Source organism: Streptomyces sp. NPDC025793 (assembly GCF_055558375.1).
In genome coordinates this window covers 171,512-196,323 of sequence record NZ_JBVHMR010000010.1, presented here as the reverse complement: position 1 = coordinate 196,323, position 24,812 = coordinate 171,512, and the positions used below count along the sequence as shown (strand labels likewise).

General features: G+C 70.0%; 21 protein-coding genes and 1 pseudogene. 7 read left to right on the top strand and 15 right to left on the bottom strand.

The window, feature by feature from the left end:
• Window positions 1–172 precede the first annotated feature (172 nt).
• Both gabT and ACZ4MF_RS21105 read left to right on the top strand, forming a co-directional pair.
• Window positions 173–1,507 carry a 4-aminobutyrate--2-oxoglutarate transaminase gene (gene gabT / locus ACZ4MF_RS21110; protein ID WP_362821944.1) on the top strand — a complete coding sequence of 445 codons (1,335 nt, stop codon included), beginning with the start codon at window positions 173–175 and terminating at the stop codon, window positions 1,505–1,507.
• 434 nt (window positions 1,508–1,941) lie between these two features.
• Window positions 1,942–2,460 (top strand): annotated as a pseudogene (locus ACZ4MF_RS21105) (phosphatase PAP2 family protein); the annotation flags it as partial.
• Window positions 2,461–2,509: 49 nt separating this feature from the next.
• On the opposite strand, the gene ACZ4MF_RS21100 reads toward ACZ4MF_RS21105, so the two are convergent.
• From ACZ4MF_RS21100 to ACZ4MF_RS21065, 8 genes are all read right to left on the bottom strand, one after another.
• The gene (locus ACZ4MF_RS21100; protein WP_467493468.1) at window positions 2,510–4,327 is read right to left on the bottom strand and encodes a chitinase; all 1,818 of its coding nucleotides are present in this window, start codon (window positions 4,325–4,327) and stop codon (window positions 2,510–2,512) included.
• Between the two features lie 218 nt (window positions 4,328–4,545).
• Window positions 4,546–5,010, bottom strand: a complete 465-nt coding sequence (locus ACZ4MF_RS21095) for a hypothetical protein (protein ID WP_467493467.1) — start codon at window positions 5,008–5,010, stop codon at window positions 4,546–4,548.
• A gap of 128 nt (window positions 5,011–5,138) precedes the next feature.
• Entirely contained in the window at window positions 5,139–6,569 is a 1,431-nt protein-coding gene (locus tag ACZ4MF_RS21090; protein WP_467493466.1) for an NAD(P)/FAD-dependent oxidoreductase, read from the bottom strand.
• A 51-nt stretch (window positions 6,570–6,620) separates the two neighbouring features.
• Window positions 6,621–7,421 (bottom strand): ABC transporter permease, encoded by an 801-nt coding sequence (locus ACZ4MF_RS21085; RefSeq protein WP_467493465.1) that lies wholly within the window; start codon window positions 7,419–7,421, stop codon window positions 6,621–6,623.
• Entirely contained in the window at window positions 7,422–8,357 is a 936-nt protein-coding gene (locus ACZ4MF_RS21080) for an ABC transporter permease (RefSeq protein ID WP_467493464.1), read from the bottom strand.
• Window positions 8,357–9,508 (bottom strand): ABC transporter ATP-binding protein, encoded by a 1,152-nt coding sequence (locus tag ACZ4MF_RS21075; protein WP_467493463.1) that lies wholly within the window; start codon window positions 9,506–9,508, stop codon window positions 8,357–8,359. The genes ACZ4MF_RS21080 and ACZ4MF_RS21075 overlap by 1 nt, the downstream gene beginning before the upstream one ends.
• 8 nt (window positions 9,509–9,516) lie before the next feature.
• Window positions 9,517–10,725 carry an ABC transporter substrate-binding protein gene (locus ACZ4MF_RS21070; protein WP_467493462.1) on the bottom strand — a complete coding sequence of 403 codons (1,209 nt, stop codon included), beginning with the start codon at window positions 10,723–10,725 and terminating at the stop codon, window positions 9,517–9,519.
• Window positions 10,726–10,934: 209 nt separating this feature from the next.
• Window positions 10,935–12,470: a gamma-aminobutyraldehyde dehydrogenase gene (locus tag ACZ4MF_RS21065; RefSeq protein WP_467493461.1), complete on the bottom strand. Its 1,536-nt coding sequence runs from the start codon at window positions 12,468–12,470 to the stop codon at window positions 10,935–10,937.
• Between the two features lie 210 nt (window positions 12,471–12,680).
• On the opposite strand from ACZ4MF_RS21065, the gene ACZ4MF_RS21060 reads away from it, so the two are divergent.
• Complete coding sequence (locus ACZ4MF_RS21060; RefSeq protein ID WP_467493460.1) at window positions 12,681–13,232, top strand: NADAR family protein; 552 nt, start codon at window positions 12,681–12,683, stop codon at window positions 13,230–13,232.
• 47 nt (window positions 13,233–13,279) lie between these two features.
• On the opposite strand, the gene ACZ4MF_RS21055 is transcribed toward ACZ4MF_RS21060, so the two are convergent.
• Window positions 13,280–14,110: a DUF4190 domain-containing protein gene (locus ACZ4MF_RS21055; protein WP_467493459.1), complete on the bottom strand. Its 831-nt coding sequence runs from the start codon at window positions 14,108–14,110 to the stop codon at window positions 13,280–13,282.
• A gap of 200 nt (window positions 14,111–14,310) precedes the next feature.
• Here ACZ4MF_RS21055 and ACZ4MF_RS21050 point away from each other — a divergent pair, with 200 nt between their 5' ends.
• Together ACZ4MF_RS21050 and ACZ4MF_RS21045 are read left to right on the top strand one after the other, a co-directional pair.
• Entirely contained in the window at window positions 14,311–15,381 is a 1,071-nt protein-coding gene (locus ACZ4MF_RS21050) for an adenosine deaminase (RefSeq protein WP_467493458.1), read from the top strand.
• Window positions 15,382–15,418: 37 nt separating this feature from the next.
• Window positions 15,419–16,105 (top strand): glycerophosphodiester phosphodiesterase, encoded by a 687-nt coding sequence (locus tag ACZ4MF_RS21045; protein ID WP_467493457.1) that lies wholly within the window; start codon window positions 15,419–15,421, stop codon window positions 16,103–16,105.
• Here the strand turns inward: ACZ4MF_RS21045 and ACZ4MF_RS21040 are convergent.
• From ACZ4MF_RS21040 to ACZ4MF_RS21015, 6 genes are all read right to left on the bottom strand, one after another.
• Window positions 16,056–16,451: a hypothetical protein gene (locus ACZ4MF_RS21040; RefSeq protein WP_467493536.1), complete on the bottom strand. Its 396-nt coding sequence runs from the start codon at window positions 16,449–16,451 to the stop codon at window positions 16,056–16,058. The two genes, ACZ4MF_RS21045 and ACZ4MF_RS21040, sit on opposite strands and share 50 nt — an antisense overlap.
• Window positions 16,448–17,785, bottom strand: coding sequence for an alginate lyase family protein (locus ACZ4MF_RS21035; protein ID WP_467493456.1), 1,338 nt, complete (start codon window positions 17,783–17,785; stop codon window positions 16,448–16,450). Before ACZ4MF_RS21035 ends, ACZ4MF_RS21040 begins: the two co-directional genes overlap by 4 nt.
• 143 nt (window positions 17,786–17,928) lie before the next feature.
• Window positions 17,929–18,441 carry a hypothetical protein gene (locus ACZ4MF_RS21030; protein WP_467493455.1) on the bottom strand — a complete coding sequence of 171 codons (513 nt, stop codon included), beginning with the start codon at window positions 18,439–18,441 and terminating at the stop codon, window positions 17,929–17,931.
• A 203-nt stretch (window positions 18,442–18,644) separates the two neighbouring features.
• A complete protein-coding gene (locus ACZ4MF_RS21025; RefSeq protein ID WP_467493454.1) occupies window positions 18,645–19,559 on the bottom strand; it encodes an endo-beta-N-acetylglucosaminidase H in 915 nt (304 codons plus the stop codon).
• A 177-nt stretch (window positions 19,560–19,736) separates the two neighbouring features.
• The gene (locus ACZ4MF_RS21020; RefSeq protein WP_467493453.1) at window positions 19,737–20,930 is read right to left on the bottom strand and encodes an ABC transporter substrate-binding protein; all 1,194 of its coding nucleotides are present in this window, start codon (window positions 20,928–20,930) and stop codon (window positions 19,737–19,739) included.
• Between the two features lie 201 nt (window positions 20,931–21,131).
• Complete coding sequence (locus ACZ4MF_RS21015; protein ID WP_467493452.1) at window positions 21,132–22,571, bottom strand: gamma-aminobutyraldehyde dehydrogenase; 1,440 nt, start codon at window positions 22,569–22,571, stop codon at window positions 21,132–21,134.
• A gap of 181 nt (window positions 22,572–22,752) precedes the next feature.
• Between ACZ4MF_RS21015 and ACZ4MF_RS21010 the strand changes: the two genes are divergently transcribed.
• Both ACZ4MF_RS21010 and ACZ4MF_RS21005 read left to right on the top strand, forming a co-directional pair.
• Window positions 22,753–23,274 (top strand): Lrp/AsnC family transcriptional regulator, encoded by a 522-nt coding sequence (locus ACZ4MF_RS21010; RefSeq protein ID WP_071375713.1) that lies wholly within the window; start codon window positions 22,753–22,755, stop codon window positions 23,272–23,274.
• A gap of 2 nt (window positions 23,275–23,276) precedes the next feature.
• The gene (locus ACZ4MF_RS21005) at window positions 23,277–24,641 is read left to right on the top strand and encodes an aspartate aminotransferase family protein (protein WP_467493451.1); all 1,365 of its coding nucleotides are present in this window, start codon (window positions 23,277–23,279) and stop codon (window positions 24,639–24,641) included.
• The last annotated feature ends 171 nt before the right edge of the window (window positions 24,642–24,812 follow it).

The following is a 24,812-nucleotide window of genomic DNA, read 5'->3' as shown; positions in this document are numbered from 1 at the left end:
ATGTCCAACGCGGACAAGGAATCGCGCCGACAACGCCCACATGGAGCATGCCCACCCCCCGTTCCCGGCCCTAGCCTGCGAAGAAAGACATGTAAGCGGCCGAAAACGCACGGCCCCGGACCGTTCGGGACACCGGACACCACGCCCGTACGCAAGATCATCAGGAGCCCTCATGACCGCACTTCCGCAGGAGCGCCGCGTCGTCACCGCCATCCCCGGTCCGAAGTCGCAGGAGCTGCAGGCCCGCCGCACCGCCGCGGTCGCGCAGGGCGTGGGCTCCACGCTGCCGGTCTTCGTCACCCGCGCCGGCGGCGGCGTCATCGAGGACGTCGACGGCAACAGCCTCATCGACTTCGGGTCCGGCATCGCCGTGACCAGCGTCGGCGCCTCCGCCGAGGCCGTCGTACGGCGCGCCTCGGCCCAGCTCGCCGACTTCACCCACACCTGTTTCATGGTCACCCCGTACGAGGGCTACGTGGCGGTCGCGGAGGCACTGGCCGAGCTGACCCCGGGCGACCACGCCAAGAAGTCCGCGCTGTTCAACTCGGGCGCCGAGGCCGTCGAGAACGCCGTCAAGATCGCGCGGGCGTACACGAAGCGGCAGGCGGTCGTGGTGTTCGACCACGGGTACCACGGGCGCACCAACCTGACGATGGCGCTCACCGCCAAGAACATGCCGTACAAGCACGGCTTCGGGCCGTTCGCGCCCGAGGTGTACCGGGTCCCGGTGGCGTACGGCTACCGCTGGCCGACCGGGCCGGAGAACGCCGGTCCCGAGGCCGCCAAGCAGGCCATCGACCAGATGAGCAAGCAGGTCGGTGCGGACAACATCGCCGCGATCATCATCGAGCCCGTGCTCGGCGAGGGCGGTTTCATCGAGCCGGCCAAGGGCTTCCTGCCGGAGATCGTGAAGTTCGCCAACGACAACGGCATCGTCTTCGTCGCCGACGAGATCCAGAGCGGCTTCTGCCGGACCGGGCAGTGGTTCGCGTGTGAGGACGAGGGCATCGTTCCCGACCTCATCACCACCGCCAAGGGCATCGCGGGCGGGCTTCCGCTCGCCGCCGTGACCGGCCGCGCCGAGATCATGGACGCCGCGCACGCCGGTGGGCTCGGCGGTACGTACGGCGGCAACCCCGTCGCCTGCGCGGGTGCGCTCGGTGCCATCGAGACCATGAAGGAGCTGGACCTCAACGGCAGGGCCAAGCGCATCGAGGAGGTCATGAAGGGGCGCCTCACCGCCATGGCCGAGAAGTTCGACGTCATCGGCGACGTGCGCGGGCGCGGAGCGATGATCGCGATCGAGCTGGTCAAGGACCGGGCCACCAAGGAGCCGAACCCGGAGGCCACCGCGGCGCTCGCCAAGGCCTGCCACGCCGAGGGCCTGCTGGTGCTGACCTGCGGCACCTACGGCAACGTGCTGCGCTTCCTGCCCCCGCTGGTCATCGGCGAGGACCTGCTGAACGAGGGCCTCGACATCATCGAGCAGGCCTTCGGCCGCATCTGAGCCACCGGTGCGCGCACTGCTGACGTGCCGTACGACAGGCCGTGTGAAGAAGGTGTGCGAGGTGGATGACGGGACGCCGTTCCGTCTGCCCAAGCGCGCCCGCCTGCCGTAGGTTCTAGGCAGATGAGAGATACACCCCGCCCACAGGGGACTGTGGGCGATTTCAGGCCGGGGCCTCCCCAGCTTCGACCTGGTCGTGCCCTCGCGCACACATCCGGCGCCTGACGGCTCCGGGATCTCCTCACCGATCGGACGGTCGCCGCCCCAAACCCCCCGGGGCGCGCGACGTTCCGATCCGGACGGCCGCCTCGGAACGACCCCCCCCTGTTCCGGGGCGGCCGACCTCCTTCTCCGCGCCGCCCGCCCCGTCTGCGAAGCTGGGCGCCGTGTCGACCGTCGCCCGCCGCACCCCGCGCGCCCCGCGCGCCCTGTTCATGGTTCTGCCGGCCGTGCTCCTCGCCCTGCTCACCTGGCAGGTCGTGGCGCACGGCCCACTGCTGCGCCTGGACGCCCGGGTCAGCCGGGCCCTCGTCCGTCCGGACACGTTCTCCGAGGTCCTCTCCGACCTCGGCGACATCCAGGTCGCCGTGCCGGTGCTCGTGATCGCCCTCGCCCTCGTGCTGTGGCGGGGCCGGCGCGCCGGTGCGGAGCGCTGGTGGCTGCCGCCCGCCGTCGCTGCCGTCCTCATGGCGCTGCTCCCGGCGGTCGTCGTCCCGCTGAAGGACTGGACCGCGCGGCCGGGGACCCCCGTGGTGCCCCCGGCCGTCGGCTACTTCCCCTCCGGGCACACGGCCACGGCGGCCGTCGCCTACGGCTCCGCGACCCTGCTCCTGCTGCCCTGGCTGCGTTCCGCGGCCGCCCGCCGCGCCCTGGTCGCCCTCTGCGCGGCCTTGGTCCTCGGCGTGTCGTACGGCCTGGTCCGGCACGGCTACCACTGGCCGCTGGACGTGGTGGCCAGCTGGTGTCTGGGCACCGTGCTGCTGACCGTCCTCAGCCTGGTGATCAGCCGAAGTACGCGTCGAAGTTCTTCTGGAACTCCCAGTTCGCGTACCGGTCCCAGTTCACCGACCACGTCATCAGACCGCGCAGCGCGGGCCAGGTCCCGTGGGTCTGGTACGAGCCGCAGTTCGTCTTCTTCGTCAGACAGTCCAGCGTCTTCGTGACCTCGGCGGGCGCCACGTAGCCGTTGCCCGCCTCGGTCGAGGCCGGCATGCCGATCGCCACCTGGTCGGGGCGCAGCGGCGGGAAGACGTTGTTCGGGTCGCCGGCGACCGGGAAGCCGGTGAGGAGCATGTCGGTCATGGCGATGTGGAAGTCGGCGCCGCCCATGGAGTGGTACTGGTTGTCCAGGCCCATGATGGGGCCCGAGTTGTAGTCCTGGACGTGCAGGAGGGTGAGGTCGTCGCGCAGGGCGTAGATGACCGGGAGGTACGCCCCGCAGCGCGGGTCCTGGCCGCCCCACTTGCCCGTGCCGTAGTACTGGTAGCCGTTCTGCACGAAGAAGGTCTCGGGGGCCATCGTCAGGACGAACGTCGGGCCGTACTTGGCCTTCAGGGTCTTCAGGGCCGAGATCAGGTTCACGATCACGGGTGTCGTGGGGTTCTTGAAGTCCGTGTCGTTCGTGTCCAGGGACAGCGAGTGGCCCTCGAAGTCGATGTCCAGTCCGTCCAGGCCCCAGGTGTCGATGATGTTCGAGACCGACGAGACGAAGGCGTCGCGGGCGGCCGTGGTGGTCAGCTGGACCTGGCCGTTCTGGCCGCCGATCGAGATCAGCACCTTCTTGCCGGCCGCCTGCTTGGCCTTGATCGCCGCCCTGAAGTCGGCGTCGGACTCGGCGTTCGGGCAGTCGGTCACCGGGCAGCGGGTGAAGTGGACGTCCCCGGAGGTGGGCGAGGTGGGCTCACCGAAGGCCAGGTCGATGACGTCCCAGCTGTCGGGGACGTCGGCGAGGCGGGTGTAGCCGGAGCCGTTGGCGAAGCTGGAGTGGAGATAGCCGACGAGGGCGTGCGTCGGCAGGTCCGCCGAGCCGCCGCCACCGCCGCCCGTGCCCGTCGTCGCCGTCACGACCGCCGACTTCGCGGACTCTCCCGCGTCGTTGCTCGCCGTGACCTGGAAGCTGTACGCCGTTGCCGCCGAGAGCCCCGTGACGGTGGCCGAAGTGCCGGTCACGGTCTGGGACTTCACCCCGTCGCGGTAGACCGTGTAGCTCGTGGCGCCGGTCGCGGCCGACCAGGACAGGGCCACGGAGGACGCGGTGACGGATCCGGCGGTCAGGCCCGCGGGGGCGGCGGGCGGCTGTCCGGTGCCGGTGCCGCTGCCGCCGGGGCCGACGAGGGAGATGTCGTCGGCGTCGTAGGCGCCGGTGCCGTACCAGCCGTGGGTGTAGACGGTCACCTTGGTGGTCGTGGGGCCGGTGGTGAAGGTGGTGCTCAGCTGCTGCCAGTCGGGGGCGGACTGGGTCCAGGTGGAGACGTCGGTGGTGCCGGTGCCGGTCGCGCCGAGGTAGACGTAGGAGCCGCGGACGTAACCGGACAGCGTGTACGTCGCGTTCGGCTGAACGGTCACCGTCTGCGTGCACTGGGCGTCGTCGCTGCCGGCCGGGGTTGCCTGGAGCGCCGAACTCCCGCTGTGCACGGGCGAGTCGACCGTCGTACCGGCCGTACAGGTCCAGCCGGTGAGGCCGGACTCGAAGCCGCCGTTCGTCAGGACGTCCGCGTCGGCCGCACGGGCCGCCGACGAGAGCGCGGTGACGCCGGGGACGGCCAGAGCCGCGGCCGTGAGCAGCGCGAGAAGGGGTCTGGGAGGTCTGGCGCGGTCCACAAGGGCCTCCGGTGTCGGGGGAGTTGGAGGAACGGAGCGCCCGCTCCGGGATCGCACCCAACTTGGTCCAGACCAATCTGGTTGTCAAGGCGTCCGGGCACCCCCGCCGGAACGTCCGGCGTCCCAGCCCCAGGGGGTGTCGTTTGGATCATGCCGGCGTCGCGGGGTCGGCCGATCCGCACCGTTCGCCTCGGCCGGCCTGATCCGAACGACACCCCCTAACCGTCCGCACCCCCTCCTCCGCCCCTGGCCAGCCCTGCCGCCGCCTCGTGCATCGCCAGTTCCAGCAGCGCGGGGTCGGTCAGCGTGCCCGAGCCGTCCGGCGGCACCAGCCAGCGCACTCCCCTGGCCGTCCGGCCCGGGTGCGGTACGACGATCCAGGTGCCGGGCCCGGCGGTGCGGATGCCGGTGCCGACCCAGCGGGCCGCGGTGCCCGGTGCCACGAAGAACCCGACCCGGTCGTCGCCGAAGTCGGCGAGGACCGGGCCGGGCCGGTCGAGGACCCGGGTGAGCACGTCCAGGGTCGGGTAGCCGAGGTTGCCGGGCAGGATCAGTACGTCCCAGGCCTTGCCGGCGGGCAGCAGTGCGACCCCGAGGGGGTTGCGTTCCCATTCCCGGCGGCAGGCGCCGGGATCCGGTGCGACGGATGCCAGCCATTCGACGGCCGTCTTCGCCCCAGTCATCAAGAAGGCCTCCCTGCTCTTCCTGTCGACGCGGTCGCGTCAGCAGGAGAGAGGGAGGCCGCCTCGCGGCATTACGCGGGTTCCGCGCACCCGGTGAAGTGACATGGGTCACACTTCAGGAGAAGGTGTCAGCTGTCGAAGCCCAGCCCCAGCCGGTCCATCGTCCGCAGCCACAGGTTGCGCCGGCCGCCGTGCGCGTCCGCGCGGGCCAGGGACCACTTGGTGAGGGCGATGCCGGTCCAGGCGAACGGCTCCGGCGGGAACGGCAGCGGCTTCTTGCGGACCATCTCCAGCTCCGTCCGCTCGGTGCGCGCCCCGTCCAGCAGGTCCAGCATCACGTCCGCGCCGAACCGGGTGGCGCCGACGCCGAGCCCGGTGTACCCCGCCGCGTACGCCACCTTCCCCTCGTGCGCGGTGCCGAAGAACGCCGAGAAGCGCGAGCAGGTGTCGATCGCGCCGCCCCAGGCGTGGGTGAAGCGGACGCCCTCCAGCTGCGGGAAGCAGGTGAAGAAGTGGCCGGCGAGCTTGGCGTAGGTCTCCGGCCGGTCGTCGTACTCCGCGCGCACCCGGCCGCCGTAGTGGTGGACCGCGTCGTAACCGCCCCACAGGATGCGGTTGTCGGCGGACAGCCGGAAGTAGTGGAACTGGTTGGCGCTGTCGCCGAGGCCCTGCCGGTTCTTCCAGCCGATCTCCGAGAGCTGGTCGGCGGTCAGCGGCTCGGTCATCAGCGCGTAGTCGTAGACGGGGACGGTGTAGGAGCGCACGCGGCGCAGCAGGCTCGGGAAGATGTTCGTGCCGAGCGCGACCCGGCGGGCGCGGACCTGGCCGTACGGGGTGCGTACGGCCATTCCGCCGCCGTAGCTCTTCAGGGTCAGGGCGGGCGTGTGCTCGTACACCCGCACGCCCAGCTCGACGCAGGCCTTCTTCAGGCCCCAGGCCAGCTTCGCGGGGTGCAGCATGGCCACGCCCCTGCGGTCCCACAGGCCCGCCTCGAAGGTGGGCGAGTGCACCTCCTCGCGCACGGCGTCGGCGTCCAGGAACTCGATGCCGTCCGCGAGGCCCTTCTCCGTCAACTCCCGGTGCCAGTCCTTCAGTTCCCAGGCCTGGTAGGTCTCGGTGGCGACGTCGATCTCGCCGGTGCGCTCGAAGTCGCAGTCGATGCCGTGCCGGGATACGGCGGCCTCGATCTCGTCGAGGTTGCGCCGGCCCAGCTCCTCCAGTTTGCCGATCTCGTCGGGCCAGCGGGTCAGGCCGTTGGGCAGGCCGTGGGTGAGGGAGGCGGCGCAGAAGCCGCCGTTGCGGCCGGAGGCGGCCCAGCCCACCTCGCGGCCTTCCAGGAGCACCACATCGCGCTGCGGGTCGCGCTCCTTGGCGTTGAGCGCGGTCCACAGCCCGCTGTAACCGCCGCCCACGACCAGCAGGTCGCAGGTGTCGGTGCCGGTGAGGGCGGGCTCGGCGTGCGGCTTTCCGGGGTCTTCCAGCCAGTACGGGACCGGCTGGGCTTCGGAGAGAGAGGCGATCCAGTTGTCTTTGCCACGGCTCATGGCGCTTGGGGCCATGATTTCAACTCCCTACGAGGGCTTTCCTGAAAAGGCAGGACCTGAAAAAGGTTATGCCTTTTGCTTGTTACGGCGGTTGGTGACGACCATCGAGAACAGCGTGATGAGGACGGCGACGAGGAACATGGCCGTACCGATCACGTTGATCTGGACCGGAGTTCCGCGCTGTGCCGAACCCCAGACGAACATCGGGAAGGTGACGGTCGAGCCGGCGTTGAAATTGGTGATGATGAAATCGTCGAAGGAGAGCGCGAAGGACAGCAGCGCGCCCGCGGCGATTCCGGGTGCCGCGATGGGCAGGGTGACCCGCAGGAAGGTCTGCGCGGGACCGGCGTACAGGTCCCGGGCGGCCTCCTCCAGGCGCGGGTCCATCGACATCACGCGCGCCTTGACCGCGGTGACGACGAAGCTGAGGCAGAACATGATGTGGGCGATGAGGATGGTGTAGAAGCCGAGCTGCGCGCCCATGTTGAGGAACAGGGTGAGCAGCGAGGCGGCCATGACGACCTCGGGCATCGCCATCGGCAGGAAGATCAGCGAGTTGACGGCGCCGCGTGCGCGGAAGCGGTAGCGGACCAGCGCGAACGCGATCATCGTGCCGAGGACCGTGGCGCCGATCGTCGCCCACACGGCGATCTGGAGGCTGATGGACAGCGAGCCGCACATGTCGGCGACGCCGCACGGCTGTTTCCAGGCGTCCAGCGAGAACTGCTGCCATTCGTAGTTGAAGCGCCCCTTCGGCTTGTTGAAGGAGAACACCGTCACGATGACGTTGGGCAGCAGCAGATAGGCGAGCGTCAGCAGTCCCGCGATGACGACGAGACGGCGCTTGAGCCAGTTGACGAGGGGCATTTAGACCAGATCCTCCGTCCCGGCCCGGCGGATGTAGATCGTGACCATGGCCAGGATGGCGGCCATGAGGATGAAGGAGAGGGCCGCGGCCGTCGGGTAGTCCAGAATGCGCAGGAACTGCGTCTGGATGACGTTGCCGATCATGCGGGTGTCGGTGGAGCCGAGCAGCTCGGAGTTGACGTAGTCACCGGCCGCCGGGATGAAGGTCAGCAGCGTGCCGGAGACCACGCCCGGCATCGACAGCGGGAAGGTCACCTTGCGGAAGGTGGTCCACGGCTTGGCGTACAGGTCGCCGGCCGCCTCGTGCAGCCGTCCGTCGATCCGCTCCAGCGAGGTGTACAGCGGCAGGATCATGAACGGCAGGAAGTTGTACGTCAGTCCGCACACCACGGCGAGCGGGGTGGCCAGCACCCGGTCGCCGGCCGTCCAGCCGAGCCAGTTGGTGAGGTCCAGGATGTGCAGCGAGTTCAGCGTGTGCACGACCGGGCCGTTGTCGGCGAGGATCGTCTTCCAGGCGAGCGTGCGGATCAGGAAGCTGGTGAAGAACGGCGCGATCACCAGGATCATGATCAGGTTCCGCCAGCGGCCCGCGCGGAAGGCGATCAGGTAGGCCAGCGGGTAGCCGAGCAGCAGGCATCCGACGGTCGCGGCGGCCGCGTAGAGGACGGACCGCAGGAACTGCGGCCAGTACTGGCCGAACGCGTCCCAGTAGGTCGCGAAGTGCCAGGTGACCTTGTAGCCGTCCTCCAGCGAGCCCTGCTGCACGGAGGTGGAGGCCTGGTAGACCATCGGCAGCGCGAAGAAGACGACCAGCCACAGCAGGCCGGGCAGCAGCAGCCAGTACGGGGTGAAGCGGCCGCGCTTGCGCGGGGGCTTGGTCTCCCCGGTCGTGGGAGACAGAGGCGGGGGCGCCTCGGTTTCGGTGAGGGTCGACATCAGGCGGCCGCCTCTTCCTCGGTGCCCGCGTCGATGTCCTGGGCCGCGTCGAGGCCGAACGTGTGCGCAGGGCTCCAGTGCAGGACGACGTCGGCGCCGGGCACGAGACGGCCGTCGCGCTCGACGTTCTGGACGTACACGGCCAGTTCGTCGCAGACCGGGCTGTCGATGACGTACTGCGTGGAGACGCCGATGAAACTCGCGTCGGCGATCGTGCCGGTGAGGCGGTTGCGACCCTCGGGTATCTCGCCCGCGTCGTCGGCGTGCGTGAGCGAGATCTTCTCGGGACGGATGCCGACCAGCACCTTGCCGCCGGCCGTCGTGGGCGCCGAACATCGCGCCTTCGGCAGGACGAGCTTGCCGCCGCCCGCCTTGAGGACGATGTCGTCGCCGTTCTTGGTGTCGACCTCGGCCTCGATGAGGTTGGAGGTGCCGAGGAAGTTCGCGACGAAGGTGGTGTTCGGATTCTCGTACAGGTCGGTGGGCGAGCCGAGCTGCTCGACGCGGCCCGCGTTCATCACGGCGACCGTGTCGGCCATCGTCATGGCCTCCTCCTGGTCGTGCGTGACGTGTACGAAGGTGATGCCGACCTCGGTCTGGATGCGCTTGAGCTCCAGCTGCATCTGGCGGCGCAGCTTGAGGTCGAGGGCGCCGAGGGGCTCGTCGAGCAGGAGCACCTTGGGGTGGTTGATCAGGGCGCGGGCGACGGCGACGCGCTGCTGCTGGCCGCCGGAGAGCTGGTGCGGCTTCTTGCGCGCCTGCTCGCCGAGCTGGACCAGGTCCAGCATGTCCTCGACCTGCTTCTTCACGCTCTTGATGCCGCGCCGGCGCAGCCCGAAGGCGACGTTCTCGAAGATGTCGAGGTGCGGGAAGAGGGCGTAGGACTGGAAGACCGTGTTCACCGGCCGCTTGTAGGGCGGCAGGTGGGTCACTTCCTGGTCGCCGAGGCGGACGGAGCCCGTCGTGGGCTCCTCCAGGCCGGCGATCATGCGCAGGGTGGTGGTCTTGCCGCAGCCGGAGGCGCCGAGCAGGGCGAAGAAGGAGCCCTGCGGGACGGTCAGGTCGAGCGGGTGCACGGCGGTGAAGCCGTTGTCGTACGTCTTGCTGATACCGGAGAGGCGGACGTCGCCGCTGTTGTCTGGTGTCGTCATCGTCGTCGTCACGCCCCTGTGAGCTTCGAGAACTTCTGCTGGTAGGCCGTCTCTTCCTTCTGCGTCAGCGCGCGGAAGGCATGGGACTTGGCCTGCATGGCCTTGTCGGGAATGATCAGCGGGTTCTTCGCCGCCGAAGCGTCGATTTTCGCAAGGTAGGGCTGTACTCCGGCGACGGGGCTCACGTAGTTGATGTAGGCGGCCAGCTCGGCGGCGGGCTCGGGCTCGTAGTAGTAGTCGATGAGCCGCTCGGCGTTCGTCTTGTGGCGCGCCCGGTTGGGGATGAGCAGGTTGTCCGTCGACGTCATGTAGCCGCTGTCGGGGATGACGTAGCCGACGTCCGGGCTGTCCGCCTGGAGCTGGACGATGTCTCCGCCCCAGGCGATGCAGGCCGCGAAGTCGCCCTTGGTGAGGTCCGAGGTGTAGTCGTTGCCGGTGAAGCGGCGGATCTGGCCCTTGTCGACGGCCTTCTGGAGGCGGGCGATCACCGCGTCGTAGTCGTCGTCGGTGAACTTCGCCGGGTCCTTGCCCATGTCGAGCATGGTCATGCCGATGCTGTCGCGCATCTCGGTCAGGAAGCCGACGCGGCCCTTGAGCCTGGGGTTGTCGAGCAGGTCGGAGACCGACTTCACCTCGATGCCGTCGAGCGCCTTCTTGTTGTAGGCGATGACGGTCGAGATGCCCTGCCAGGGGTACGAGTAGGCGCGGCCCGGGTCCCAGTCGGGGGCCCGGAACTGGTCGGACAGGTTGGCGAAGGCGTGCGGCAGGTTGGACGCATCCAGTTTCTGGACGTACCCGAGCCGGATCATGCGGGCGGCCAGCCAGTCGGTGAGCACGATGAGGTCGCGGCCGGTGTCGTGGCCGGCGGCCAGCTCGGGCTGGATCTTGCCGAAGAACTCGTCGTTGTCGTTGATGTCCTCGGTGTAGGTGACCTTGATGCCGGTCCGCCGGGCGAAGTGGTCGAGCGTGGGGTGGCTCTTGCCCTTGGCGTCCACGTCGATGTACTCGGGCCAGTTGGAGAAGTTGACGGTCTTCTCCGTGGCCGAGTGGTCGTCGGCGGAGACCCCGCCCTGGTTCTTGGTCGCCGCGGGGATCCCGCAGGCGCTCAGCGCCCCGAGTCCGCCGACCGCGAGCGCGCCGCCCGCCGAGGCGCGCAGCAGCGACCGGCGGGTCGGGGCCGCGACAGGGGTCGGGCGGTGGGGCTCGTAGTGCTCCATGCGCGTGGTGCCTTTCGGGAAGTGCCCTTGGAGGAAGTGCCCTTGGAGGGGGAGGTGCCGGCCCGGTCGGTGGCCGGCGGGTGCTGAGCGCTCCGCTGGAAGCGCCGCGATGTGCCGTCGGTCGTCTGCGGGTCCGTCGTGGCCGGTCGCGCAGTTCCCCGCGCCCCTTCGGGGCGCTGCCGAACCGGACCGGACTTCGCCGGGCCTGCTCAGCGGTCCCCGAAGACGGTGCGGTGCCAGTCCTTCCTCGCCACCGCCGTGTTGTCGAACATTACGTGCTTGACCTGCGTGTACTCCTCGAATGAGTACACCGACATGTCCTTGCCGAACCCGGACGCCTTGTAGCCGCCGTGCGGCATCTCGCTGATGATCGGGATGTGGTCGTTGATCCACACACAGCCCGCCTTGATCTCGCGGGTCGCGCGATTGGCCCGGTAGACGTTGCCGGTCCACGCGGAGGCGGCCAGGCCGTAGGGGGTGTCGTTGGCCAGCCGGAGCCCCTCCTCATCGCTGTCGAAGGGCAGGACGACCAGGACCGGGCCGAAGATCTCGGACTGGACGATCTCGCTGTCCTGGGCGGCGTCGGCGACCAGCGTCGGCCGGTAGTAGGCGCCGTCCGCCAGCTCCCCCTTCGGTGCCTCGCCGCCGGTCACCACGCGCGCGTAGGCACGCGCCCGGTCCACGAAGCCGGCGACCCGGTCCCGCTGGACGTGCGAGATGAGCGGCCCGAGGTCGGTGCCGGGTGCGAAGGGATCCCCCAGCCGCACGGTCTCCATCAGCGCGGCGGTCCGCTCCACGAACGCCTCGTACAGCGGGCGCTGCACGTACGCGCGCGTGGCGGCCGTGCAGTCCTGGCCGGTGTTGATGAGCGCGCCGGCGACCGCGCCGTTGGCGGCGGCCTCCAGGTCGGCGTCGTCGAACACCACGAAGGGGGCCTTGCCGCCCAGCTCCAGGTGCAGGCGCTTGACGGTGGCGGTGGCGACCTCGGCGACGCGCTTGCCGACGGCGGTGGACCCGGTGAACGAGGTCATGGCGACGTCGGGGTGCCCGACGAGGTGCTCCCCCGCCTCCCGCCCGGTCCCGGTGACGATGTTGATCACGCCGTCGGGGAGGCCGGCGTCCGTGGCGGCCTGAGCGAACAGCAGCGAGGTGAGCGGGGTCAGTTCGGCGGGCTTCAGCACGATCGTGTTGCCCGCGGCGATCGCCGGGAGGATCTTCCAGGCGGCCATCTGGAGGGGGTAGTTCCAGGGGGCGATGGACCCGACGACACCGATGGGTTCCCGGCGGACGTACGAGGTGTGGTCCCCGGAGTACTCGCCGGCTGACTGACCGGCCAGGTGCCGGGCGGCGCCCGCGAAGAAGGCGGTGTTGTCGATGGTGCCCGGCACGTCGAACTCGCGCGTGAGCTTCAGCGGCTTGCCGCACTGGAGGGACTCCGCGCGGGCGAACTCCTCCGCCCGGTCGGCGAGCACGGCGGCGAAGCGGTGCAGCGCGTCCGAGCGCTCGCCCGGGGTGGTCGAGGACCAGCCGGGGAACGCGGCGCGGGCGGCGGCCACGGCCGCGTCGACGTCGTCGGCGCCGGCCAGCTCGTAGGTGTACACCTCCTCGCCGGTCGCGGGGTCGACCACGGCGTGGGTGCGGCCCGAGGTGCCTTTCGTCAGGCGGCCCGCGACGAACTGCGCGCCTTCGGCGAACCGGTCCTGTGCGGGAAATCGTTCCGGGGTGGCGGTGCCCGGGTTGTGCATGTCGCTCTCCTCCGCCGTGCGCCCCGTCCCGGGGGGTTGGGTGGCGTAGCTCCAGCTCGATTTGAGTGCCGATCCTGACAGAGCAAGTGGACTCCAACAAGTGATTCCGTTGTTGCCTTTTGGTTACGCGACGGAATCTGTCGACCAGGTGTCGAGTCGGGGCAGAAAAGGACGGACGGAGTGTCAGTGGTGCGTGCCAGACTCGCGTGCATGGGGAAGATCGACGGGCTCGAAGCCCTGATCAGCGAGGTCCGGTCCGGGGCCCGGGTGAAGTACCTGCACTTCTGGGGGCACCGGCCGACGAAGGACGGCAGCATCGGCGCGAGCTGTCTGAGCCAGTGGTGGCCGTCACCGTTCGTGGTCGAGGGTGTGGAGTACGCGACGGCCGAGCACTGGATGATGGCGGGCAAGGCACGGCTCTTCGAGGACGCGGAGGCCGAGCGCAAGGTGCTCGCCGCCGGGCATCCCTCCCAGGCGAAGAAGGCCGGGCGGCTGGTCCGGCGCTTCGACGAGGAGATATGGGAGCGGGAGCGGTTCCGGATCGTGGTCGAGGGCAGCGTGCACAAGTTCGCGTCCGACGACGCGCTCCGCGCCTTCCTGCTCGGCACCGGTGACCGGGTGCTGGTGGAGGCGAGCCCGGTGGACCGGGTGTGGGGAATCGGCCTCGCGGCGACGGACGAGGCGGCGATGGACCCGCAGCGCTGGAAGGGCCCGAATCTCCTGGGGTTCGCGCTGATGGCGGCGCGGGAGAGGCTGGCGTAGCTCTCCCGCGGGCCGCGCGCCGCTCGGGTCGGCCGCGGTCGGGGGACTCAGTGGAGAAGGGCGATGACGACTGCCCAGAATCCCAGCACCAGCACGATGCCCGCCGACCCGCAGATGAGTCCCGCCAGAGCCATGCCCGGGTTCGTCGCCTCGCCCCGCTTCGCCTTGCCCCGGCCGATCGCGCCGAAGATGATCGCGAGGATGCCCAGCACCAGGGCGATCGGCCACAGCAGGAAGCCGACCGTGGCCAGGATGCCGCAGACCATGGCGGCCGTGCCCAGGCCGTTGCTCGGGGCCGGCTGCATGCCCGGCCAGCCGTAGGCGTTCACGGCCGGGTAGGCGCCGGGGTCGCCGTAGGCCGACGGCGCGGGCGGGTAGTACGGCAGCTGCCCGGGGCCGTCGGGCGCGATGGGCGGCGGGGGCACCGGCTCGGACGCCGGGTACTGCCCGAGGGACGGGGCGTACGGGTGCGCGGTGGCCGGGGCGCCGTACGGGTTCGCGGGCGGCGCCGTGGCCGTCGGCGGGGCGGCCGGGGCCGCGAAGGGGTTCGCCGGGGGCGCGGTGGCGGGGGCAGGCGGGGCCCAGGACGCGGCCGCGGCGTCGGGGGGCAGCGAGATCACCGTCTGCCGGTCATGGACCGAGCCGAAGGAGCCGGACCCGGGGCCCTGGCCGGGAGCCGGTGCCTGCGCGGCCGCAGGCACCGTACCCGCCGGGGCCTGCGGAGCCGCCGGTGCCGTGCCCGCGGTCCTGTCCTGCGACGCCTGGTTCCCCGCGGTCTGCTCCTCTACGGTCTTGTTCAGCGACACCGGGGACGACGCGGGCCGCTCGCCGGCACGTTGCTGTTCCGGTGGCGTGTAGTGCGGCACCTCGTCGGACATCGTGAACGCAACCCCCTCAACTGGATGTGTTCATGCTACGAGCAGCCCCGGACGGCGGCGCGCGCCGGGGGCCTACGATGATCCCGCGCAACCGATCAGCCGATCACCGCGCCCGCACCACGGACCGGTTCCACGGACCCCGTTCCAGGGATCCCGTCCCGAACCCCGTTCCGCGGGCGCCCGTTTCCGGGGAGGACCCCTTGACCGACCACAGCTCCGCACCCGTCACCGGCACCGCCGACCGCGATCTGCGGACCTTCATCGCCGGCCTCCCCAAGGCCGAACTGCACGTCCACCACGTCGGCTCCGCCTCCCCCCGCATCGTCTCGGAACTGGCCGCCCGGCACACCGACTCCAAGGTCCCGGCCGATCCCGAGGCCCTGGCCGAGTACTTCACCTTCACCGACTTCGCGCACTTCATCGAGGTGTACCTGTCGGTGGTGGACCTGATCCGCACCCCCGAGGACATCCGGCTGCTGACCTACGAGGTGGCCCGTGACCTGGCCCGCCAGCAGGTGCGGTACGCCGAGCTGACCATCACGCCGTTCTCCTCCACCCGGCGCGGCATCGACGAGCTGGCCTTCATGGCGGCCATCGAGGACGCCCGCAAGGCGGCCGAGTCCGAGTTCGGGACCGTGCTGCGCTGGTGCTTCGACATTCCCGGCGAGGCCGGGCTGGAGTCCGCCGAGGAGACCGCCCGGCTGGCCACCGACGACCGGATCCGGCCGGAGGGCCTGGTGTCGTTCGGGCTCGGCGGGCCCGAGATCGGCGTACCCCGGCCGCAGTTCAAGCCGTACTTCGACCGGGCCGTCGCCGCCGGTCTGCACTCCGTGCCGCACGCCGGGGAGACGACCGGCCCGCAGACGGTGTGGGACGCGCTGACCGAGCTGAGCGCCGAGCGCATCGGGCACGGCACCAGCTCCGCGCAGGACCCGAAGCTCCTCGCGCACCTCGCCGAGCACCGGATCCCGCTGGAGGTGTGCCCGACCTCCAACATCGCCACCCGCGCGGTGCGCACCCTGGACGAGCACCCGATCAAGGCGTTCGCGAAGGCCGGGGTGCTGGTCACGATCAACTCCGACGACCCGCCGATGTTCGGCACCGACCTCAACAACGAGTACGCGGTGGCCGCCCGCCTGCTCGACCTGGACGAGCGGGGCCTGGCCGGACTCGCGAAGAACGCGGTGGAGGCCTCCTTCCTGGACGCGGCGGGCAAGGCGCGGATCGCGGCGGAGATCGACACCTACACCGCCGCCTGGCTGGCCCGCTGACCCATTCCGTTCGGCCGGGCCCGCCACAATGGGCGTCATGCAGACCGTGACCGCCGTGGCCCACCGCGGCGACCCCTACCGCTTCCGCGAGAACACGACCGACTCGCTGCGTTCCGCGCTCGACCAGGGCGCGGACGCGGTCGAGATCGACGTACGGCTCAGCCGTGACGGTGTCCCCGTGCTGCTGCACGACGAGACGCTGAAACGGCTGTGGGAGGTCGACCGGCCGCTCGCCGCGCTGTCCGCCGAGGAGGTCCGCGGGCTCACGGCGGGCGGCGTGCCGACGCTCGCGCAGGCGCTGGCCGCGACCGGTGACGCCCGGGTGATGGTGGACCTGTGCGGGCGGGTGGAGCGGCGCATGGTGGACCGGGTCATGGACGTGGTCCGGCAGAGCGGGGCCGAGGACCGCGTCTACTACTGCGCGCACGCCGAGGCCATGCTCGCCGTGCGCGCCGCCGACCCGGCCGCCGAGATCGCCCTGACCTGGACGACGCTCGCCCCGCCCCGGCCCGCGCTGCTCGACGTGATCAGGCCGCGCTGGCTCAACTACCGCTTCTCGCTGGTGAGCCGGGACCTGGCCGCGCGTGTCCACCACGACGGCTACCTCGTCTCCGTCTGGACCCCGGACACCCGCCGCTCGATGAACCGGCTGCTGGACCTGGGCGTCGACTCGGTCACCACGAACCGTGTCGACGTGCTGCACGCCTTGCGCGGCGGCGGCTAGACATCGGCCAGACGTCGGACCGCTGGGCCACGGTCGAGGTGTCCGCCGGGGTGGCGCGGGTGAGGTACTGCGGGACCGCGGTGTCGTCCCTGCCGGTGTCGCGGACCAGGCCGTGGCGCCTGGCGCCCTGGGCGGGGCCGGTCGTGACGTCCTTCCCGACGGCGTCCCAGGTGCTCGGGAGGACGTCCGCGTGGCCGCCCAGGGCGCGGCCGACGATGTTGTGGACGAGCGGCAGCCAGCCCGCGGTCAGCTCGTCCAGGGCCCGCCGGTCGCCTCCTTGCGCGGCCGCGACCGTGCCGCGCCGGTCCCGCCCGTCCACCGATCCCGACTCCCGTACGTGTCTCACTTGCTGTAGAGCAGCGTCCCGAAGCCGAGCTGGTCATAGCCTCCGCTGTTCGGCCCGTAGTCGCCGCCCCCGCCCTCCGTACGCACCTTCTCGGCCATGGCCGTGACGTACGGCGTGCTGAGCCTGCGGCGGCGGGCGTAGTGGTTGTGCAGGATCTCCCAGACGGGCCGGAGCCGGCCACGGGCCGTGGCGGAGATCGCGGTCTGCTCCCGCCACTGGCCGTGTCCGGTGCCCGAGCGCCAGCCGTACGGCGTGAAGGGCACGTCCGCGCCGAGGTTGTAGCGGGCGACGTACTCGGCGGCGTGCAGGAAGCGGTTGTCGTCGTAGCCATAGAGGTCGACGCCCTGGTTCCAGGCCATCTCGCAGATCGCGCCGAGCAGGCCGACGCCCATCATGCTGTGCCCCTGGTCGCGGCCGCTCTCCTGCCACTGGGCGAGGCCCCGCCCGGCGTAGCGGAAGGGGATGGCGTTCTTGAAGGAGCCGTTGCCCTCGCCCTTCTGGAGGTACGTCACGGCGCCGCGGAACAGGGCGTGGTCGTCGAGCAGGATCCCGATGGCCATCACCGAGGCGAGGTTGCACAGGTCCCAGTTGGCCCAGTAGTTGGAGATGACGGCGCCGTTGTGGCGGGTCAGGAAGTCGATGTTCATCGGGTAGAAGATCGTGCGCAGCATCTTCCGGAAGCGGGCGAAGTCGAAGTCCGGGTGGTCGCGGACGAGTTCGGCGGCGTTGGCGAACTGGTAGCCGTAGATCCCGGCGGCCAGGAAGCGGTCGGCGTTGCCGGTGAGCCTGGTGAGGGTGGCCGACCAGGTGTTGAGGAGGGCGACGGCCGTGTCTCCGTTGGCCCTGGTACCGCCGATCCTCCAGCGCAGGGCGTTCTGGTAGGCGGCGTGGATGTCGTTGTAGAGGACGGTGTGGTTCCGGCCGGGCACGGCGCCGCGGACGACGGTGGCCTGCGGGCGAGGCCGCCAGGAGCTGGCGGAGTGCGGGTTGGCGGTGAGCCGCTTCCAGCCGGCGAGCCATGGGTCCCGGCCGGCGGCGACACGGGCCTTGGCGCGGTGCAGGTCACCGGCGTTGTGCAGCAGGCCGGGGTGGGCGAAGTGCTTGCGCCCGGCGGACGCCGTGGAGGCGGCGCTCGCGGAGGGGCTCGGGGAGGGGCTCGGGGAGGGGCTCGCACCGGCCGCGCGGGGGGACTGCGCGGCGTCCGCTCCGGCACCGGAGAACGCGGCGATCCCACCGCCGAGCACTCCGGCCGCCGCGAGTCCGCCGCCGACGGTGACGAGACCCCGGCGGCCGAGTCGGTGCTTGTTGACGTGCTGGTGGGCGGGGCTGGGCATGAGGGGGACTCCACACGTGAGGGAACGGTGACGTGCGAAGAGACGGAGTGGAGGGGGCGCGGATCACAGTTTTTCGTCCGCCCGCGCACCGTCCCCGACGACGGTCCACGCACCGGCACGGCACCGGCGGGCCCGCCCTGCGGTCAACCGCTGACGGCCGGCCGGGTCAGCGCCTCCAGTCGCTTGATCTTCTTCCGTACGACGTACAGCGGGACGACCCCGAAGATCCCGAAGGACATGTCGATCAGGCTCCACCAGAAGGGGATCGAGCGGATCGGCCCGCAGACGAGGGCCAGCGGGATGATCCCGGCGCAGGCGATCATCCCGAACTCGACGACCCAGATGTTGCGGACCGGGTCCCGGTACGGCCCGTAGAAGGCGACGGCGATGACGAGGTGGGCGAAGGCCAGCCAGTCGGTGCCGTAGAGGAGGAACGGGTAGTCGGCGTCGGCGGTGTCGAGCCCGTGCCGCACCCGCACGATCCAGCCCATCAGCCCCGGCAGCCGCTCCGGCACGGACAGCGCGCGCAACAGGCTCTCGGTCCAGCGCAGTTCGTGCACGAGGGGGAAGGCGGTGGCCCCACTGAGGACGAGACACACCACGAAGAGGACCAACCAGACGCGAATGCCCTTGAGCAGGGCGGCTCTGTCGCTCATGACAGCAGCCTACGCCGACAATTGAACACGTTCAAAAGCGCTCGATGACGAGCAGAACCCGTCGCCGCGCCCAAGGCGCCTGCGACGTCCGGGACTTCCGGGACACTCGGGCACATGGCTGCGCTCCCGCCGCTCCAGCTCCGCGAGTGGCCGCGCCTTCGACATCGTTGTCGAAGGCGCGGCCTGCGGAAGGTGCGGTCGGCCTACGGCGCGTAGACGGCGTCGCTGCCGTACAGCTCCCTGGTGAACGCGGAGACATCGGCGCTGCGATCGGCGCCGTCGAGGTTGTACGTCAGGTAGACGCCGTACCCCTCAGCGACCGTGCGGCGGGCGAGGTCGGCGGCCGTGCTCTGCGAGGTCCCGCCGATCTCGACGGCCGCGGGCGACAGCTTCGACTTGGGCAGTGCGATGCCGGGGACCTGCCAGGTGCCGTAGTACGGGTTCCAGGCGTAGTCGAAGTCGGACGAGACGTCGACGCCGCCGTAGGACAGGCGCGACGCGGCCGGGCCGATGTCGTAGAGGCTGATGATCTTGTCCGGCATGTTCGCGCGCAGTGCCGACACCAGGTACACGAACGAGCTGTCGTTGGGCTGGCCGGTGCCGTTGTTGCCGTACTCGGCGTACTCGTCGTCGAAGTCGATGCCGTCGAGGCCGTACTCGGCCACGGTGTCCGAGAGTTGTTTCGCGAACGCCGAAGCCGCCTGCCGGGACGGGAAGTTGGCGAAGCCCGCGCCCTGGTGGTTGCCGAGCACCGAGAGGACGACCTTGATGCCCCTCTGCTGCAACGGCCGTATCTGCGTGGCGGCGTTGTCGAGGACGCGTTGCACGTTCTCGTTGAAGTACAGGGTCGCCGCCCTCGTGCCCGTGTCGTAGTTGATGTTCGCCGCGAAGATCACGGCGATGTCGAAGACGTTGCCGCCGCCCGCGAGGGTGTACTTGCCGACGTTCAGCATGCTGTTGTTGTTCACCTCGACGTAGGCCACCGAGGTTGGTCCCTGTTTCGCGGGAGCGGGGGCCGCTGCCGCGCCGGTCGTGGGGGTCGCGCCGAGGGCGAGGGCCGTAGCGGCCAAGAGCGCGAGCGCGGCCGTCCGTACCCTGCTCCGCACCGGAGTGAACATCGTCGATCGGTCTCCCATCGCATGGAGCGGCGCCCGACCTGTCCGCAAGCGCCGAGTGCCCTCCGATCTTTCCGCTCCCGTGACCGAATCCCCAGAACCCTGCGAGAGCTCTTCACGACTCCCACACCGACGGAAGGCATGGGAGATCGGCATGGCCACAGGGGATCCGAGCCCCCGTCAGAGCCCCACGATCGTGTTCCAGCGCTTGGCGAACTCCACGCGTTCCGTGGAGGTGATGTCGCGGGCGATGGCGAGGCGCCCCCGCATGGTGGTGTCAGGGAAGATCAGGGGGTTGTCGGCGAGGGCCGCGGTGTCCTTGTCCTTCGAGGACGCCAGGACCTCCTTGGCCGCGGGGACCGGGCAGACGTAGTTGACCCAGGCGGCGAGCTTCGCGGCGACCTCGGGGTCGTAGTAGTAGTCGATCAGGCGCTCCGCGTTGGCCTTGTGACGGGCGCGGTTGGGGATCATGAGGGAGTCCGACCACAGCTCGGCGCCCTCCTCGGGGACGACGAAGCGGATGTCGGGGTTGTCCGCCTGGAGCTGGATGACGTCGCCGGAGTAGGCCTGGCAGGCGAGCACGTCGCCGCTGACCAGGTCCTTGGTGTAGTCGTTGCCGGTGAAGCGGCGGATCTGGCCGCGGTGGACCTGCCGTTCGACCTCGTCGCAGACGGCGTGGAAGTCGGCCGCCGTCCACCGGGTGATGTCCACCCCGTTGCCCTGCATGAGCAGCGCGAACGACTCGTCCAGGCCGGACAGGAGGGTCACGCGGCCCTTGAGGTCGCTCGCCCAGAGGTCCTTCACCCGGCGGATCTCGCGGCCCAGCTTCTTGTGGTTGTAGGCGATGCCGGTGATGCCCGACTGCCAGGGCACGGTGGACATGCGGCCCTTGTCGAAGGCCGGTGAGCGCAGCAGCGGGTCGAGGTACTTCGCGACGTTCGGCTGGTGGGCGCGGTCCATCCGCTGCACCCAGCCGAGGCGCACGAACCGGGCGCACATCCAGTCGCTGATGACGATCAGGTCGCGGCCGGTGGACTGGTGGTTCATCAGCGCGGGGCTGATCTTGCCGAAGAACTCGTCGTTGTCGTTGATCTCCTCGACGTATTCGACGGAGATGCCGGTGCGCTTCCCGAAGGCATCCAGCGTGGGCCGCCGGTTCGGGTTCTTGTCGTCGGTGTCGATGTACAGCGGCCAGTTCGCCCAGGTCAGCTTCTTGTCGGCCGCGGAGTCGTCCGGGACGGCGCGGTCGCCGGGCTGGACGTAGGCGGCGGGCACCCCACAGCCGGCCAGCGCGCCGAGCGCGGCGGTGCCGCCGAAGGCGCGCAGCAGGGAACGGCGGGACATCACGGACGTACGAGAGGAAGTCTGGGGCACCCCGGAAGGATGCCCTCCCGCCCGCCGAACGGACAATCGACGCTGCGTCGAGCATGCCGTTCCCCGTCCGACACCTTGTCGATCGCGGTCGCGGGGCCGCGGTGTCGACGCGGTCGGGCGCCAACTCCCGAGGGGCGCGGGGAACTGCGCGACCAGCCCCCACGCGCCCGCACCCGGAACGCGGCCGAAACCAGCGGAGCGTTACGCGCCGAGGGACGTCATCACGTGCTTGATGCGCGTGTAGTCCTCGAACCCGTACGCCGAAAGGTCCTTGCCGTAGCCGGACTTCTTGAAGCCGCCGTGCGGCATCTCGGCGACCAGCGGGATGTGGGTGTTGATCCACACGCAGCCGAAGTCGAGCCGCTTGGACATGCGCATCGCGCGGGCGTGGTCCTTGGTCCACACCGAGGAGGCCAGGGCGTAGTCCACGCCGTTGGCCCACTCCACCGCCTGGTCCTCGTCCGTGAAGGACTGGACGGTGATGACCGGGCCGAAGACCTCGTTCTGGATGATCTCGTCGTCCTGCTTCAGGCCGGAGACGACGGTCGCGGCGTAGAAGTAGCCCTTGTCGCCGACCCGCTGGCCGCCCGCCTCGACCTTGGCGTGGGCGGGCAGGCGCTCGATGAAGCCGGAGACCTGCTTGAGCTGGTTCGGGTTGTTCAGGGGGCCGTACAGCACGTCCTCGTCGTCCGGCTGACCCGTCTTCGTCTCGGCGGCGGCCTTGGCGAGCGCGGCCACGAACTCGTCGTGGATGGACTCCTGGACGAGGACACGGGTCGCGGCCGTACAGTCCTGGCCCGCGTTGAAGAAGCCCGCGACCGAGATGTCCTCGACGGCCTTGGCGATGTCGGTGTCCTCGAAGACGACGACCGGGGCCTTGCCGCCCAGCTCCAGGTGGACCCGCTTGAGGTCCTTGGACGCGGACTCGGCGACGGACATGCCCGCGCGGACCGAGCCGGTGATCGAGGCCATCGCCGGGGTGTCGTGCTCGACCATCAGGCGGCCGGTGTCGCGGTCGCCGCAGACGACGTTGAAGACGCCCTTGGGCAGGATCGAGCCCACGATGTCGGCGATCAGGACGGTGGAGGCCGGGGTGGTGTCCGACGGCTTCAGGACGACCGTGTTGCCCGCGGCGATCGCCGGGGCGAACTTCCACACGGCCATCATCATCGGGTAGTTCCACGGGGCGACCTGGGCGCAGACGCCGACCGGCTCACGGCGGATGATCGAGGTCATCCCGTCCATGTACTCACCGGCCGAGCGGCCCTCCAGCAGCCGTGCCGCGCCCGCGAAGAAGCGGATCTGGTCGACCATCGGCGGGATCTCCTCGGAGCGGGTGAGCCCGACCGGCTTGCCCGTGTTCTCCACCTCGGCCGCGATCAGCTCCTCGGCGCGCTCCTCGAAGGCGTCCGCGATCTTCAGCAACGCCTTCTGCCGCTCGGCGGGCGTCGTGTCGCGCCAGGCCGGGAAGGCGCGGGCGGCGGCCTCCATGGCGGCGTCGACGTCCGCCGCACCGGACAGCGGCGCGGTCGCGTACGCCTCGCCCGTCGCGGGGTTGACCACCTCGGTGGTCCGTCCGTCGGCGGCGTCCCGGAACTCACCGTCGATGTAGTTGCGCAGACGACGCAGCTCGGTGCTCACTGCCGGCCTCCTGATTCAGGTACTCGCTGTTACTCGCTGTCCGATTACTGAGACACCCACCCTAGTCGTCAGGCCCACGTTTTCAACACCCCCAGCGGCACCACTTCTGCGAAATCCGCAAGCTTCGAAGCCGTAAACAACGAATTTCATCGCTGTAGGGTTGCGGAACTGTCGAGACCTCGTGCACAGTGAGGTCGTGGCCAGTCGAAGCGCAGACCAGAGGGACTCCACCCGCGAGTCCAGGAACGGCAACAGCCCCCAGCTGGACGCCGTCTCCCTCGCCATCATCCAGCAGCTCCAGGAGGACGGCCGGCGGCCGTATGCCGCGATCGGCAAGGCCGTCGGCCTGTCCGAGGCGGCCGTGCGCCAGCGCGTCCAGAAGCTGCTGGACCAGGGCGTGATGCAGATCGTCGCCGTCACGGACCCGCTCACCGTGGGCTTCCGCCGGCAGGCGATGGTCGGGATCAACGTCGAGGGCGACGTCGAGTCGATCGCGGACGCGCTGACCGCCATGTCGGAAGTCGAGTACGTGGTGATGACCGCGGGCTCGTTCGACATCCTCGCCGAGATCGTCTGCGAGGACGACGACCACCTGCTGGACGTCATCAACAAACGCATCCGGGCCCTGCCCGGGGTGCGCTCCACCGAGAGCTTCGTCTACCTGAAGCTGAAGAAGCAGACCTACATGTGGGGAACCCGATAACCGTGACCCAGAAGGACCTCAGCCGCACCGCGTACGACCACCTGTGGATGCACTTCACCCGCATGTCCTCGTACGAGAACTCCCCCGTCCCGACCATCGTCCGGGGTGAGGGCACCTACATCTACGACGACAAGGGCAAGCGCTACCTCGACGGTCTCGCGGGTCTGTTCGTGGTCCAGGCCGGTCACGGCCGCACGGAACTCGCCGAGACCGCCTTCAAGCAGGCCCAGGAGCTCGCCTTCTTCCCGGTGTGGTCCTACGCCCACCCGAAGGCCGTGGAGCTGGCCGAGCGCCTGGCCGACTACGCGCCGGGCGACCTGAACAAGGTCTTCTTCACCACCGGCGGCGGCGAGGCCGTCGAGACCGCCTGGAAGCTCGCCAAGCAGTACTTCAAGCTCAAGGGCAAGCCCACCAAGTACAAGGTCATCTCGCGTGCCGTCGCCTACCACGGCACCCCGCAGGGCGCCCTGTCCATCACGGGTCTGCCCGGCCTGAAGGCCCCCTTCGAGCCGCTCGTGCCGGGCGCGTACAAGGTGCCGAACACCAACATCTACCGCGCCCCGATATTCGGCGACGACCCGGAGGCCTTCGGCCGCTGGGCCGCCGACCAGATCGAGCAGCAGATCCTCTTCGAGGGCCCCGACACCGTCGCCGCGGTCTTCCTGGAGCCCGTGCAGAACGCCGGCGGCTGCTTCCCGCCCCCGCCCGGCTACTTCCGGCGCGTGCGCGAGATCTGCGACCAGTACGACGTACTGCTCGTGTCGGACGAGGTCATCTGCGCCTTCGGCCGCCTCGGCACGATGTTCGCCTGCGACAAGTTCGGCTACGTCCCGGACATGATCACCTGCGCCAAGGGCATGACCTCGGGCTACTCCCCGATCGGCGCCTGCATCGTCTCCGACAGGCTCGCCGAGCCGTTCTACAAGGGCGACAACACCTTCCTGCACGGCTACACCTTCGGCGGCCACCCGGTGTCGGCGGCCGTGGGTGTCGCCAACCTCGACCTGTTCGAGCGCGAGGGTCTCAACCAGCACGTGCTCGACAACGAGGGCGCCTTCCTGCAGACCCTGCAGAAGCTGCACGACCTGCCGATCGTCGGCGACGTCCGCGGCAACGGCTTCTTCTACGGCATCGAGCTGGTGAAGGACAAGAACACCAAGGAGTCCTTCAACGAGGAGGAGACCGAGCGCGTCCTGTACGGCTTCCTCTCCAAGGCCCTGTTCGAGAACGGCCTGTACTGCCGTGCCGACGACCGCGGCGACCCGGTGATCCAGCTCGCCCCGCCGCTGATCTCCAACCAGGAGACCTTCGACGAGATCGAGCAGATCCTGCGCGCGACGCTGACGGAGGCGTGGACGAAGCTCTGAGCCTCGGTCCTCTGATCAGCTGATCATCACCGGCCCCGGTGCCGTCCGTTCGAGTGGGAACGGCGGCCCGGGGCCGTGTGCTGTCCGGCCTCCCGGCACCGGCTGCCTAGCGTTCCAGTGACCGATCGGCCCAGCCTTCGTTCCCCCACACGAGGGATGAGGCAAACGGGA